The sequence below is a fragment of the Shewanella sp. 10N.286.52.B9 genome (assembly GCF_002873635.1).
In the GTDB taxonomy this organism is placed as follows: Bacteria; Pseudomonadota; Gammaproteobacteria; order Enterobacterales; family Shewanellaceae; genus Shewanella.
This window is the reverse complement of the sequence record NZ_MCTY01000172.1, coordinates 39978-52902: the sequence shown is the minus strand read 5'-3', so window position 1 is coordinate 52902 and position 12925 is coordinate 39978. Positions and strand designations below refer to the sequence as shown.

15 protein-coding genes and 1 riboswitch are annotated in these 12925 nt (G+C 43.0%); of the genes, 2 read left to right on the top strand and 13 right to left on the bottom strand.

From position 1 onward, the window contains the following. Nucleotides 1–104 precede the first annotated feature (104 nt). Nucleotides 105–1301 carry a GGDEF domain-containing protein gene (locus BCU91_RS11635; RefSeq protein ID WP_102436003.1) on the top strand — a complete coding sequence of 399 codons (1197 nt, stop codon included), beginning with the start codon at nucleotides 105–107 and terminating at the stop codon, nucleotides 1299–1301. Nucleotides 1302–1348: 47 nt separating this feature from the next. Here the strand turns inward: BCU91_RS11635 and BCU91_RS11630 are convergent, their stop codons facing one another. From BCU91_RS11630 to moaA, 11 genes are all read right to left on the bottom strand, one after another. Beyond that, a complete protein-coding gene (locus BCU91_RS11630; RefSeq protein ID WP_102531521.1) occupies nucleotides 1349–2029 on the bottom strand; it encodes a TIGR01621 family pseudouridine synthase in 681 nt (226 codons plus the stop codon). Between the two features lie 63 nt (nucleotides 2030–2092). Continuing rightward, nucleotides 2093–3349 carry a HAMP domain-containing sensor histidine kinase gene (locus BCU91_RS11625; RefSeq protein ID WP_102435999.1) on the bottom strand — a complete coding sequence of 419 codons (1257 nt, stop codon included), beginning with the start codon at nucleotides 3347–3349 and terminating at the stop codon, nucleotides 2093–2095. A gap of 49 nt (nucleotides 3350–3398) precedes the next feature. Next, nucleotides 3399–4076, bottom strand: a complete 678-nt coding sequence (locus BCU91_RS11620; RefSeq protein ID WP_102531520.1) for a response regulator transcription factor — start codon at nucleotides 4074–4076, stop codon at nucleotides 3399–3401. An 11-nt stretch (nucleotides 4077–4087) separates the two neighbouring features. Further along, nucleotides 4088–4612 (bottom strand): hypothetical protein, encoded by a 525-nt coding sequence (locus BCU91_RS11615; RefSeq protein ID WP_102435995.1) that lies wholly within the window; start codon nucleotides 4610–4612, stop codon nucleotides 4088–4090. Nucleotides 4613–4694: 82 nt separating this feature from the next. Then, complete coding sequence (locus tag BCU91_RS11610) at nucleotides 4695–5801, bottom strand: ABC transporter ATP-binding protein (protein WP_076541366.1); 1107 nt, start codon at nucleotides 5799–5801, stop codon at nucleotides 4695–4697. Then, the gene (gene modB, locus BCU91_RS11605) at nucleotides 5782–6462 is read right to left on the bottom strand and encodes a molybdate ABC transporter permease subunit (RefSeq protein WP_102520208.1); all 681 of its coding nucleotides are present in this window, start codon (nucleotides 6460–6462) and stop codon (nucleotides 5782–5784) included. The genes BCU91_RS11610 and modB overlap by 20 nt, the downstream gene beginning before the upstream one ends. A 3-nt stretch (nucleotides 6463–6465) precedes the next feature. Beyond that, on the bottom strand, nucleotides 6466–7320 hold the full coding sequence (modA, locus tag BCU91_RS11600) for a molybdate ABC transporter substrate-binding protein (protein ID WP_102531519.1): 855 nt from the start codon (nucleotides 7318–7320) through the stop codon (nucleotides 6466–6468). Between the two features lie 14 nt (nucleotides 7321–7334). Further along, complete coding sequence (gene moaE / locus BCU91_RS11595; protein WP_102476470.1) at nucleotides 7335–7811, bottom strand: molybdopterin synthase catalytic subunit MoaE; 477 nt, start codon at nucleotides 7809–7811, stop codon at nucleotides 7335–7337. A gap of 2 nt (nucleotides 7812–7813) precedes the next feature. After that, nucleotides 7814–8062: a molybdopterin synthase sulfur carrier subunit gene (gene moaD, locus BCU91_RS11590; protein ID WP_076541374.1), complete on the bottom strand. Its 249-nt coding sequence runs from the start codon at nucleotides 8060–8062 to the stop codon at nucleotides 7814–7816. 111 nt (nucleotides 8063–8173) lie between these two features. Beyond that, complete coding sequence (moaC, locus tag BCU91_RS11585; RefSeq protein ID WP_102531518.1) at nucleotides 8174–8656, bottom strand: cyclic pyranopterin monophosphate synthase MoaC; 483 nt, start codon at nucleotides 8654–8656, stop codon at nucleotides 8174–8176. A gap of 64 nt (nucleotides 8657–8720) precedes the next feature. Next, nucleotides 8721–9701: a GTP 3',8-cyclase MoaA gene (moaA, locus tag BCU91_RS11580; RefSeq protein WP_102476472.1), complete on the bottom strand. Its 981-nt coding sequence runs from the start codon at nucleotides 9699–9701 to the stop codon at nucleotides 8721–8723. Next, nucleotides 9689–9822: riboswitch (molybdenum cofactor riboswitch) on the bottom strand. It overlaps the preceding gene by 13 nt. Nucleotides 9823–10030: 208 nt before the next feature. Between moaA and BCU91_RS11575 the strand changes: the two genes are divergently transcribed. Next, nucleotides 10031–11680: an electron transfer flavoprotein-ubiquinone oxidoreductase gene (locus BCU91_RS11575; RefSeq protein ID WP_102531517.1), complete on the top strand. Its 1650-nt coding sequence runs from the start codon at nucleotides 10031–10033 to the stop codon at nucleotides 11678–11680. 95 nt (nucleotides 11681–11775) lie between these two features. Here the strand turns inward: BCU91_RS11575 and BCU91_RS11570 are convergent, their stop codons facing one another. Then, nucleotides 11776–12135 (bottom strand): DUF4870 domain-containing protein, encoded by a 360-nt coding sequence (locus BCU91_RS11570; protein WP_102435982.1) that lies wholly within the window; start codon nucleotides 12133–12135, stop codon nucleotides 11776–11778. Between the two features lie 49 nt (nucleotides 12136–12184). Next, complete coding sequence (locus BCU91_RS11565) at nucleotides 12185–12895, bottom strand: MOSC domain-containing protein (protein ID WP_102531516.1); 711 nt, start codon at nucleotides 12893–12895, stop codon at nucleotides 12185–12187. Nucleotides 12896–12925: the final 30 nt, after the last annotated feature.

The window sequence follows — 12925 nt, the reverse complement described above, 5'->3', positions numbered from 1 at the left end:
AACTAGTGTAAAAATAATAACCAATTGTGAAAGTCGCTAAATATCATTATGATTATTTTACCTACAATTTCATATTGAAATATTTATAAATTTTTGAAGGCTTAATGATAGAAAATAGTAGTAGCTTAGTGTTAATTCAAGTTATTTGCGTGCTTTGTATTGCAGCAACTGTCGCTTGGATCATCATGGTCGTACCAATGAAGGTCGCGCCCAGTGCCAGCTCACGCTTTGCATTGGCTAATTTTTCTATCCTTGTCGGCATGCAGCTTTACATTCAGCGCACAGATGAACCCAGCTACTTACATTGGCTAGTCGCTGATATGTTCATCCTGATTGGCTTTTGTTTATTACGCTGGGGCGCACAACGGCTGTATCACCTGACCTCTAGCCATCGCAATGATTTAATGCTGCTGTTTATCACTGGCGGGTTAATGCTATTGGCTAAACCACAAGCCTCTAGCTCTGCGTACTTGATGATTATTTTATCCTTTAGTGCCGCCACACTATTTTTTATGCTCGCCAAAGATCACTATGTCGCGTTGAAAGCTAACTTTACTGCTTTTGCAACTTATTGGTTAGTCATCCCCATTGTTGCTATTGGATTCATGTTTTTTATCAGAGCGTTCATTTTGATGCTCTATCCAGAAAAAGTAGCCAATTACGCCGCCTTTAATGCCAAAGAATCTATCCCTATTTTATGGACCTATATCGCACTTATTTTGATCGTGAATATTCTTATTATTGGTAACACTATCAATCGCCTAGTCGTAAAGATTAGAACTCTCGCCAACAAGGATGCCCTCACCGGATTATGGAACCGTAATGCCCTGCAACATAAACTCAATACTGAACATCAACGCTGGTTAAGGGATAAGGTTAGCTTCAGTGTGATGGTGATTGATTTAGATCGCTTTAAAGATATAAACGATAATTATGGTCATGTGGCTGGTGATGAAGTGCTTAAAGCGGTGGCGCAACAATTGAGCTCAGCGACCCGAAAATTAGACTATTTATGCCGCTTTGGCGGCGAAGAGTTTGTGCTGATCTTACCCTTAACCGATGAAGATAACGTGCTACAAGTGGCAAGCAAACTGCAGCATAAATTAGCTCAAATTCAACTGGACTGGCACGGTAACACCATATCCATTGAAGCCAGTATCGGCTGTGTCACCATGAAAGAAGGCGTCGATGCCGAAGCGTTATTAGGACTGGCCGACAAAGCCATGTATCAAGCAAAAAACAGTGGTCGCAATTGTGTTAAATCAGCCAACCTAATGCGCTTACAAAGCGATTCAATTTAACCGCTAACAAATCCATTTTACTGCAAGCGTGATGACTCTGAGCACGTTTACTTTACTGGCGCAGGCCATGGTAAATCATTGGGACTTTGCCATTCATTTGCTAGCTGCTGAGTGACTGCTGCCAGTTTGAATTGCTCACCTAAATGGGGCCATTGAATAAATTGGTACTGCGTAGCTTTATATTCAAACTGCAGCGCCATTGCATGCAGGTAGCATCTATCTGATGCCTCTCCGCCATAAAGGCTATCCCCTAAAATCGGTACCGCTAGACTGGCTAACGCGACCCGTAATTGATGGGTTTTACCACTCAGTGGTTTTAGTAAATATAACCGAGTCCCAGCGGCAATTGAATGGGAAAAAAACTGCGTGATAGCGGGGTTCTCAGTAGAACGTAATAACTTATACATACTGCGACGCGACTTAGCCATATCGCCAATCACCCAACCTTGTTTCTTTTTCGGCTTACCTTTAGCAATGGCCAAATAATATTTTTGGATCTTATGAGCGCTAAACATCTCGGTGAATATAGCAGCCGCGGCTGAAGATTTTGCCAAAATCAATAAGCCTGAAGTTGGCGTATCTAAGCGGTGTACCGCATATAATTTAATCCCTAAATCAGCCTCAACTTGAGCGACTACGCCCGCATTACCATCTTGACTGTGAAAATGAACCCCTGCGGATTTATTAATGATAATAAAGTCAGGATGCTGCTCAACTAGCTGATACATAAATGGGCTTCTATTAAGTAATGATGAGTGATGCGAGATAACATTGAATACTGGAAGTGAACATTAGAAATGAATATCGGCAATCAAACCAGGGTTATTATCTACCAATTCAATACTGGCACGGTGGCGAGATAAAATCGCTTTTACCATAGATAACCCTAAACCTGTGCCTTGATGGTGACGACTAGGATCTAAACGCACTAAACGCTCAAACACTCGTTCTTTGTCTTGCGCATTTATCCCTGGGCCATTATCAATAATTTGGATCCGCCGACCTTGTTGCACAATGCTAATTTCGGCATCTTCAGGCGCGTACTTAATGGCATTATCCACTAGGTTAAATAATGCTTGGAATAGCAGGTATTTATCCCCTGAAATAGTGACATCATTTTCAATCACTAAATTAAGGGTTTGCTGTTTAGACTCGGCCACCACTTCTGCCATTTCATATAAATCTTGGCAAAGCTGCTGCAAGCTAACGGGTTGCATATCAAGGGTCTGCTGGCCTTCTTCAATGCGCGTTAGTGACAACATGGCATCGAAGGTTGCTAAGCAATGATCTAGCTCTTCTAGCAGCATTGCGGTGAGCTCAGGTACCTGCTCGGCCGGTTTTTGCGGTAACTGCTCGATACCTATGCGCAAATGCGAAAGCGGCGTACGTAAGTCATGGGCGATATTATCGGTCACCCCGCGTACTGACATTAAGTTGTGCTCTAAGGTATCTAATACCCGATTAAACTGTCCTGCGAGCATATCAAATTCATCTTGATTATGACTGACAGGAAAACGGGTATCGTATTGTCCTTGCTCAATTTTCTGACTCAATAGATTGTATTGAACTAAGCGCCGTAAGATGGCTTTAGAGAAAATAAAACCAACGGCTAAGGTCATTGCTAATGTCAGCGCCACCATCCAAAAGGCCGCATTAACAAATTTATCAATCAATGCAGCTAAGTTATCAGTACGGGTGGCGATAAGCACGGGACCGTAATTGGTTAACACCAATCCTCCGGTCAAAATATGCAGTTTATCTGGTCCGCCAGTGAGAATGGGGAAATCGCGGGTTTCAGGCAATAATGGCATGTTGTCAGGTACAAAACTTAAGGCACCAACCATGTCGACATTATTACGCCAAGCAATTAACGCGGTTTTGGGATCAGCCGCGCGAATTTGCGCCGCAAAACTACGACGGTCCACAGTGAGGGCTAATTGCTTGTAGCGCTGCATTTCAGTCGCGAGATGCTGCTCAACTTGGCTTTCTTGTTCCATGACTAGCTGCCGGTATAAACCCGATACCAGCAGTACAATTAACAAGGTCACCAAAGTAGAAAATATTAGCGTGATCCGCCAAGCACTACTTTGGTAGGGTTTAATTCCCTTTACTGAGGCGATAACCAGCCCCTCGAACGGTTTCGATAATTTCTGGGTGACCTAACTCTTCAAACTTGCGGCGTAGCTTAGCGATATGTACATCAATCACATTGGTGCGGGGGTCAAAATGGTAATCCCACACAGCTTCAAACAATAGCGTACGGCTAATGACTTTGTTGGGATGCTCCATTAAGTATTTGAGTAACTGAAATTCTTTAGGTTGCAGCATGAGTTCATGGTCATCTAAGGTCACTTTGCGCGTGAGTAGCTCCATTTTCAAATTACCGACTTCAAGATCGGTACTATTTGTAGCTGGCGCATTGCGTTGAATTAACTTTTCAGCTCGCACTTGCAACTCTGCAAACGCAAAGGGCTTAGTCATATAATCATCGCCACCGGCACGCAGGCCTTTTACACGCTCATCCACATGGCTTAGCGCTGACAAGATTAATACTGGAGTTTCATTACCATTTTTACGTAATGCCGTTAGCAGTGTTAACCCATCAATTTGGGGTAGCATTCGATCTAGAATAATAATATCGAAATCATTATTTTTGGCTTTATACAGGCCATCATGGCCGTTGGTTGCCGTATCTACTTGATATTCTTGAGCCGTAAAACCCTCTGCAACATACTGTAATGTTGTTGCGTCATCTTCAACGATTAATACTCGCATAGTGCTGTTCCTTAGTCCCACTGCAGTAGGGGTAATGGACGTAAATTCTCAATATCAAAAGCAATGGTATGCTTATTATTTACATTAAGTAGTTTTAACTCTAAATAACTAATGGTCAAATCGTGTTCGAGTTCTGCTTCAATTAAATAGCCAGATTTATTTTTTGTCGCTAACTTCACCAAATCTGAAAAGCTCATGTTATGTTCAATAAGTACTTTAGCGGCCTTAATCTGGTCTAAATCATCTGAGGCAAATTGACTTAACTTTTTACTCTTCAAACTGCCATCTTGGGCGTCAAATTCAAATGCTATGAGTTCGTTAGTATCTAAGTTGATGAGTTCTATTTCATAAATTAATTGATCGTTTTCAATATCCATATCAAAAGCTGAAACCAAACCATCGTGCTCCATTTCAACTTGCTGGATCACCACAATTGGTTCAACGTACTCACCTTGAGATAACAAAGTATGCATACTAGGCGTTGCCATCACCATTGAAGGAAATACCACAAGCAATGATAGAACAATACGGAACATGAGAGCCTCAAAAGACATTGATAATTGAGCTACTTTACCTAAGCCGATTAAAAGACCCAAGCTTTGTAAGATTAATAATTGATCATGATTCTAGAATATGAACTTGTTCTGACTTCAATGCTATTGTGGTGGCTAAACCTTGTTGTAGCTCAAGTTTAGTCGCTAAGTGAGCTGGCACATCCATATTAAACGTCTCATCAATCCCTGCCATACGCGCTTTTATACGTACAGATTCCCCCATCACCAACATAGAATCAATCACGATATCGAGTTTATTGATACTGCGGCAAAGGCGGCCGCTGGTAATAGCGCTGAATCGAATGCCCTGATTAGGGATCACCCAGCGTACGGTTTGACCAACTTCGCAATCTGGGGCGCTATCGCTAGCAATAATCTGGTCGCCCATTTTAAGCCAAGTAATATTGGCTTTTTCATCACGACCAGACACTTGGGCATTAAAGATATTACGTAAGCCCATTTGCCTCGCCACGGTTTCATTGCGAGGATGAGACAAGACATCAAACGGTTTACCTTGCTGGAGCATCTTGCCTTGGCTGATTAAAATCATTTTATCGGCCAGTAATAAAGCCTCATTCATATCATGGGTCACCATAATCACTGGAATTGATAATTGCGATTTTAACCGTGCTAACTCAATATATAACCTTTCTCGGGTTTCTCTATCCACCGCAGAAAAGGGTTCATCCAGCAATAAAACTGCCGGCTCTCTGGCAAGCGCCCTGGCTAAGGCGACTCGCTGGCGCTGCCCACCCGAAAGCTGCGCCGGTAATCGTGCCGGCAAGCCATGTAAATTAACTCGCTCTAACCAATCTAACGCACGGGCTTTACGCTCATGCTTTGGAATATGATCCAGCCCAGAAATAACATTATCCAGTGCCGTTAAGTGCGGAAACAAACCAAAGTGTTGTGGCACGTAGCCTATATGACGTTGCTGCGGTGATAAGTTGATGCGTTTCTCATGACAAAACCAAGTTTTATCTCCACTTTGAATCGCTCCTTGTTGAGCTGAACCTAAGCCCGCAATCATTCGCAGCAAGGTGGTTTTACCGCCCCCTGAAGGACCCACTACAGCCAAGACTTCTCCCGCTTTACAGCTAAAGCTAGCCTCTAATGGGATCGGTGCTTGTTGGGAAATTTGGCAATGTAAATCAACGCTGCGGATTGGCATGCTGGCCTCCTAAACGTCGAGAAAGACTGGTAGTAATCGCCAATACACTGACAGCAAAAACTAATAACACCAGTGACATGGTACCAGCAGATTCAAAATCAAAGGCCTGCACACTGTCGTAGATAGCAATAGAAATGGTTTTGGTTTCACCGGCAATATTACCGCCTAGCATCAGCACTACGCCAAATTCACCTAGCACATGGGAAAAACACAGTACCACTGCGGTTAATACTCCTGGCCAAATCATCGGCAGCTCAATTTTGACAAAAATTCGCCACCAACTCATGCCACAACAGGCGGCGGCATCAGGAATATCGTGAGGGATAGTTTCAAATGCCCGCTGGATGGGCTGCACAGCAAAGGGAATATTGACTAAAATAGAGGCGATCACTAAACCGGAGAAGTTAAACACTAATTGCGCGCCAAAGAGTGACTCAACCCATTGGCCGATGAGGCTTTGACTGCCAAGGCCAACCAGTAAGTAATAGCCTATTACTGTGGGAGGCAGCACTAAGGGCACCATGATTAACGCTTCAACCCATGACTTCCCTTTGAACTGACGGTAAGCCAGTAGTCGACCAACTACAATGGCCAATGGCACTAAAATTAGCACAGTAACGCTACTCAGCTTGGCTGATAACCATAACGATTGCCAATCCATAGATTAATTCTCGACTTGCATAAAAGCGCTTGAATTAGCACGCTGAGGAAAACCAAAACCATAATTGAGCAGTACATCTTTTGCGGCTTGGGTTTGCATATACTGATAAAACTGCTGAGTGGTAGCACCAGCATTGGGCATCATCACCATTCGCTGATTAATCGGCTCATATAACGACTGGGGTATTTCGATATAATTGCCCATTTTGCGAAACTGCTCAGATGACGCTAACGATAGCGCCACTATGCCACCTTGTGCAGAACCACTTAAGGCAAATTGCGCCGCTTGCGAGACATTTTCGCCCATGATGATTTTAGACTCTAACTGCGGCCATAAGCCTTTTGCTTGCAATAAACTTCTGGCTCTTTCGCCATAAGGCGCGTGAGCAGGGTTAGCAATAACAAAGCGGGCAATCTTGCCATCAGTTAACTGCTGTTGTAAGCCGTTAAGTTCAACATCAAGCACTAGGGAGGAGTTTTTCGGGGCAACTAGGGCTAACTTACCAACAGCATAAATGGTGCCATCAGAGTCTGTTTTTCCAGCTTTATGCAGCTGCTGAACATAAAACTCATCAGCACTTAACAGCATTTCAAAGGGAGCCCCATGTTGGATCTGGGCGACAAAATTACCCGAAGATCCATAGGATACTCTTAATGGCAATCCAGTTGAGGCAGTGAAGTTGGTAACAATTTCATCAAGAGCAAATTTAACATTAGCAGCGGCGGCAATCGCTGGCGGTTTGGCAGCCAGCGATGAAAATGACACCAATAACACTAGGCTAGATAACGCCCTGATAAAAGCGGTTCGTCGCCTTTGACTCAATGAAAAACAACGGCGAATCGTGCTTAACGTCATCATGTCAGCATCCTATGCTATTTAGATTCATTCCACATAGTGGCTGCTTGTTCATCTGAATCACGGGCTTCAACCCAATTATTGCCTTGCTCACCAGCTTCTAGTTTCCAAAATGGTGCTTTGGTTTTTAAAAAGTCGATTAAGAACTCACAGGCTGCAAAAGCGGCTTTACGGTGGGCACTGGTAACACCGATAAACACGATTTGCTCACCAAGCTCCATACGGCCAACACGGTGAATAATTGTGACATAATTCAGCGGCCAGCGAGCATAGGCTTGCTCAGCCAGTTGCACTAATACCGCTTCAGTCATGCCAGGGTAATGCTCAAGGGTGAGATCAGTCACTGCGCTGCCGTCATTAAAGTCACGCACTTTACCGGCAAAGGTCACCACTGCGCCATCACTGTTATCTTGTGCAATAGCGGCGTACTCATCGGCGACATTAAAGTCTTCGGTTTGCACTCTCACCACTTGTTTAGTATTCACTTGGCTCATGGTTAGCCTCCAGTGACAGGTGGGAAAAAGGCCACTTCATCGCCATCTTTAACCGCTGCATCCCATGAACTCATGGTTTGATTAACGGCAACTAATAATTTATCTGAGGTGAGTACTTTAGCCCACTTTTCATCTTTAGCGGCTAGGGCTGCACGTAATTGTTCAGTATTGCTAACGCCATCAGCAGCAACTTCTACTTTAGCGGTGCCGAGTAACTCTCTTACTTGTGCAAAAAAAAGGACCTGGATCATGTCAATCTCTCGTCTTTCAAAATTTTAAAATGGCTAATATTTTATCTTTATAGCTGATGTTGCTAACTCGCATTGATAACTAGCGTGATAGTGCAAGTTAAGCGCTGCCGGCTAATCTTCAGCTTGGAAATGACCTGATTTGCCGCCACGTTTTTCAAGTAAACGTACTTGGGAAATGATCATGTCTTTTTGCACCGCTTTACACATATCGTAAATGGTTAATGCAGCGACTGAGGCAGCTGTTAATGCTTCCATTTCAACGCCCGTCTTACCTGATAACTTACATAAGCTGGTGATCCTGACGCGATTAAGTTCTGGCTGCGCTTCAAGGTCTACTTCCACTTTGGTCAGCATTAATGGATGACATAATGGGATCAGATCTGAGGTCTTTTTCGCGGCTTGGATACCGGCAATACGCGCAGTAGCAAACACATCACCTTTATGGTGACTACCGCTCATGATCATCTCTAACGTACTTGGCGCCATATAAATAAAGGCTTCGGCGCGAGCTTCACGCTCAGTGATATTTTTTTCTGTGACATCAACCATGTGGGCATTGCCATCGGCATTGATATGGGTAAAACAATTGCTCATGCTAACTTGCCTTATAGAATCTTGAGAGTAAAAAATTATTCAAATATAAGTAAACCGCAGCAGCTTAACCGCCAATAGAGGCTAAGTGCTTGGTGACACCCGTGATACCTTGGTGGAGATAATGGGTTTCTTTTTTCTGGGCTAATTGGCCATGTAAGCGCTCAATTAACTCGGCGCGCTGAGACTCGTGTTGCAATAAGTCACGTAAGTCCAGACCGGTTTCGGTAAATAAACACAAATGCAATTTACCTTTGGCCGACACTCGTAAACGGTTACAGCTGGCACAGAAGTTCTTCGCATAAGGCATGATAAGCCCTATACGACCTTGGTAATCTGGGTGACTGAAATTTTGCGCAGGACCATCATCTACATCAGGAAGATCATATAACCAACCTTCTGACTCAAGTTTTAACTTAATATCGAGTCCAGCTAGATGATGAGCGTTGAAATAATCATGGCCTAAGCCTGTTTCCATCAGTTCGATAAAACGCAAATCAATCGGCGTATTCTTTATCCACTGCAGAAAACGGGGCAAATCTTTATCATTAAGCCCTTTGAGTAAGACTGCATTGATTTTGATTCGCTCAAAACCTGCATCAAGTGCAGCATCAATGCCACGCATGACTTCATCAAATTTGTTCTCACCAGTGATTTGATAAAACATCTTAGGATCTAAGCTATCAACCGACACATTGATGCGTCTAAGTCCGGCGTCATACCATTCTTTGGCATTTTTCTCGAGACGATAGCCATTAGTGGTGGTAGCAATGGTTTTGATATTGTCATTGTCTGCAACGATACGAATGATATCTGTGAAATCTTTACGTAAGGTTGGCTCACCACCGGTGATGCGGATTTTTTGGGTGCCTACTTCACCAAAAGCTGCCACTAAATTTTCAATTTCATTTAACGCGAGAAACTTAGGTTTGCCATCAGGTCTGTAACCATCTGGGAGGCAATAGGTGCATTTGAAGTTACAAACATCAGTGACTGACATTCGCAAATAGTGAAACCTTCGACCGAAACTGTCTTGTAATTGGGACATGTTAACCTTTCCAAGTGTGGGAGGTAAGCGCATTTCTTTGCTGACCCCGGTGGCATAATTACCACGGCTAAATATCCATATCTGTGGACGTAGGACATAAAGCTCGGAGAACCGTCAGACTTAATTATAGGCCTAAATTCGCTCGAATCAGTATCTTTTTATGACATTTTGTCCCAGTTAGTCAAAAATCTGTAAATATTTGCGAGCCAGCTCACGAGCTTAAAATCTCACTTGCTACTGTGACCTTTAGCAATTTTAAGGTAAGGTGAGTAAAACAAAAAAATAACAAACCCGCCAAAAAACGGGAAATTAAGAACTAAGGTGAAATGATGGAACGCGAATCAATGGAATTCGACGTAGTTATCGTTGGTGCTGGCCCTGCCGGACTCGCGACTGCTTGTCGATTAATGCAAATATCACAAGATGCAGGCAAGGAAATGACTGTCTGCGTGGTTGAGAAAGGATCTGAAGTCGGCGCTCATATTCTGTCCGGTGCCGTATTTGAACCAACGGTATTGGATGAGCTATTCTCTGATTGGCGCGATTCAGACATTCCACTTAATACTAAAGTCTCTCACGATGAAATCTACCTATTGAGCTCTGATAGTAAATCTCAGCTTATGTCCAATAGCTTAGTACCAAAAACCATGCACAATGATGGCAACTACATCATCAGTGTCGGTAACCTCGCTCGCTGGTTAGCTGAGCGCGCTGAAGCATTAGGGGTAGAAATTTTCCCTGGTTTTGCGGCCAGTGAGGTACTTTACAATACCGACAATAGCGTTAAAGGTATTTTAATTGGCGATATGGGTGTTGGCATTGATGGTCAGCCTAAAGACAGCTATATGCCGGGCATGGAACTTCACGCTAAATACACCGTTTTTTCAGAAGGTTGTCGTGGTCATTTAGGTAAAGAGTTAATTGCAAAATATCATTTAGATAATGGTAAAACACCACAGCATTACGGTTTAGGCTTTAAGGAAATGTGGAAGATCCCTGCTGAACAGCATCAGCAAGGTAAAGTGGTACACACAGGTGGCTGGCCCTTAAATGATGGCGCATCTGGTGGCGGCTTCTTATACCATATGGAAGACAATCAAGTTGCCGTTGGACTGATTATCGACCTTAACTATAAAAACCCTCACATCAGTCCGTTCGATGAATTTCAGCGTTATAAACAACATCCTGTTATCGCACAAACCTTATCGGGTGGTGAACGTATTACTTATGGCGCTAGAGCGATTGCAAAAGGTGGGCTTAACTCATTACCTAAAATGAGCTTTCCTGGCGGCTTATTAATTGGTTGTGATGCTGGTACGCTAAACTTTGCCAAAATTAAAGGCACCCATACTGCAATGAAGAGCGGTATTGTCGCTGCAGAAACCTTAGCGGAAGCATTAATGGCTGGGGTTGAAGCAGGTAAAGATTTAGATTGTTTCCAAACGCGCATAGAAAAAAGCTGGCTCCATGAAGAGCTGGTTAAATCTCGCAATTTTGGCCCTGCTTTACATAAGTTTGGTACTTACCTTGGCGGTGCATTTAACTATATCGACCAAAACTGGTTCGGCGGTAAATTTCCAATCACCTTACGTGATGAAGCTCCAGATCATGCAGAAATGGGCTTAGCTAAAGACTTCAAAGAAATTCAGTACCCTAAACCTGATGGCAAATTAAGCTTCGATAAATTATCGTCAGTTTACCTATCTAATACTTACCATGAAGAAGATCAGCAGTGTCATTTACATTTAAAAGACCCTACGATTCCTATCGCGGTAAACCTAGTTAAGTTCAACGAGCCAGCTCAGCGTTACTGCCCTGCTGGCGTGTATGAAGTGGTCTCTGAAGGCGCTGAAAACAAGTTTGTGATTAATGCGCAAAATTGTATTCACTGCAAAACATGCGATATTAAAGATCCAAGTCAAAATATCACTTGGGTCACCCCTGAAGGTGGCGGTGGTCCAAACTACCCGAACATGTAATCCTTATTTAGATGTGTTTCAGCCACTAAAAAGCCGCATATAAACAATGCGGCTTTTTGTTGCAAGCAATAGGCTCTAAGTGATTTTCAACGTCATTACTTTATGAAGTTAATCGTTAATGGATAGCGATATGCGATACCTTCGCCTGCCCTGATGATGGCAATAATGGTACAAATGATATCCATCAACCCTAAAAGAATAAGCAATATAAAGCCAATACCAATAAAGGCTAAAATAGAACTAACGATGGCATAAATGAGTAAACTCAATTTAAAGTTGAGACAGTTTTTCCCGCACTCATCAACAAATTTAAATTCATCACGTTTCATCAACCACACGATTAGTGGTCCAATAATGCTGCCCAGTGGAATAATATAACCAGCAAAACTTGCCGCATACACCAACAAGCCCATATTACGTGCTTCTTTTTCTACTGTATCCACTGAATCACTCATGATTTTCCCTATTATTTATATTACTGATTTGATATTGATGTCGCTGTTTCTAGTTTTGCGCTGGCCCATATAAACGGTAATGCCAGTTCTCTATTGTTTGCGTTTGAATTCGGTTTTGTAAGCTAGCAACCCAAGTTTGCGCTAACCCTTCACAGTGCAACAGAGTCGAATATTGTTCGATATTCACTTCTGCTAGAAAGTAAATTTTCATCGCCTCAGCAATAGAGATATTCGATTTTCGCTCGACTAAATAAATGCTATCACCAGCGTTAATTTCACCTTGTTGCAAGACTTTATAAAACCAACCACACATCGCAGTTTGTTGCATAGCAAGGGCAAATTGAGGGTGACCAAACTGTAAGTTAAGCTTAAAACAGGGCGAACGAGGCTGGGTGACTTGCAATAGCGTAGTGCCAATTTGAATAATATCGCCAATATTGACCTGTGATTCATCTAAGCCAACGCTACTGATATTTTCGCCCATGGCAGGCGCATCTTTAAAACCTGCCATTAAATCCCAACGACGATATTGGCCATAATGCTCTCGAGGAAAGTGATGCAGTACCCGATCGCTGCCGCCATGATGCTGTGGATCTGCTTGGCTATCGCCTTTTACGCCCAGCTTGGAGACGATAAGGGTTTGGGCGAGTTGTTTATTGTTAATGCCACTATCAATAAGGTGCGTCTGATCACCAAGAGCACTAACTTGTTCTCCTTGATATAAAGCGGAAATTTTTTTAACCAGCAACTGAGCATCCATGAGCAGTAACTCTTAATTAACAAGGGATTG

Bases quoted from the DNA above. Each gene is read 5' to 3' on its own strand.
- BCU91_RS11635 (WP_102436003.1), top strand. From the start codon at position 105: ATGATAGAAAATAGTAGTAGCTTAGTGTTAATTCAAGTTATTTGCGTG.
- BCU91_RS11630 (WP_102531521.1), bottom strand. From the start codon at position 2,029: ATGTATCAGCTAGTTGAGCAGCATCCTGACTTTATTATCATTAATAAA.
- BCU91_RS11620 (WP_102531520.1), bottom strand. From the start codon at position 4,076: ATGCGAGTATTAATCGTTGAAGATGACGCAACAACATTACAGTATGTT.
- BCU91_RS11615 (WP_102435995.1), bottom strand. From the start codon at position 4,612: ATGTTCCGTATTGTTCTATCATTGCTTGTGGTATTTCCTTCAATGGTG.
- BCU91_RS11610 (WP_076541366.1), bottom strand. From the start codon at position 5,801: ATGCCAATCCGCAGCGTTGATTTACATTGCCAAATTTCCCAACAAGCA.
- modB (WP_102520208.1), bottom strand. From the start codon at position 6,462: ATGGATTGGCAATCGTTATGGTTATCAGCCAAGCTGAGTAGCGTTACT.
- modA (WP_102531519.1), bottom strand. From the start codon at position 7,320: ATGATGACGTTAAGCACGATTCGCCGTTGTTTTTCATTGAGTCAAAGG.
- moaE (WP_102476470.1), bottom strand. From the start codon at position 7,811: ATGAGCCAAGTGAATACTAAACAAGTGGTGAGAGTGCAAACCGAAGAC.
- moaD (WP_076541374.1), bottom strand. From the start codon at position 8,062: ATGATCCAGGTCCTTTTTTTTGCACAAGTAAGAGAGTTACTCGGCACC.
- moaC (WP_102531518.1), bottom strand. From the start codon at position 8,656: ATGAGCAATTGTTTTACCCATATCAATGCCGATGGCAATGCCCACATG.
- moaA (WP_102476472.1), bottom strand. From the start codon at position 9,701: ATGTCCCAATTACAAGACAGTTTCGGTCGAAGGTTTCACTATTTGCGA.
- BCU91_RS11575 (WP_102531517.1), top strand. From the start codon at position 10,031: ATGGAACGCGAATCAATGGAATTCGACGTAGTTATCGTTGGTGCTGGC.
- BCU91_RS11570 (WP_102435982.1), bottom strand. From the start codon at position 12,135: ATGAGTGATTCAGTGGATACAGTAGAAAAAGAAGCACGTAATATGGGC.
- BCU91_RS11565 (WP_102531516.1), bottom strand. From the start codon at position 12,895: ATGGATGCTCAGTTGCTGGTTAAAAAAATTTCCGCTTTATATCAAGGA.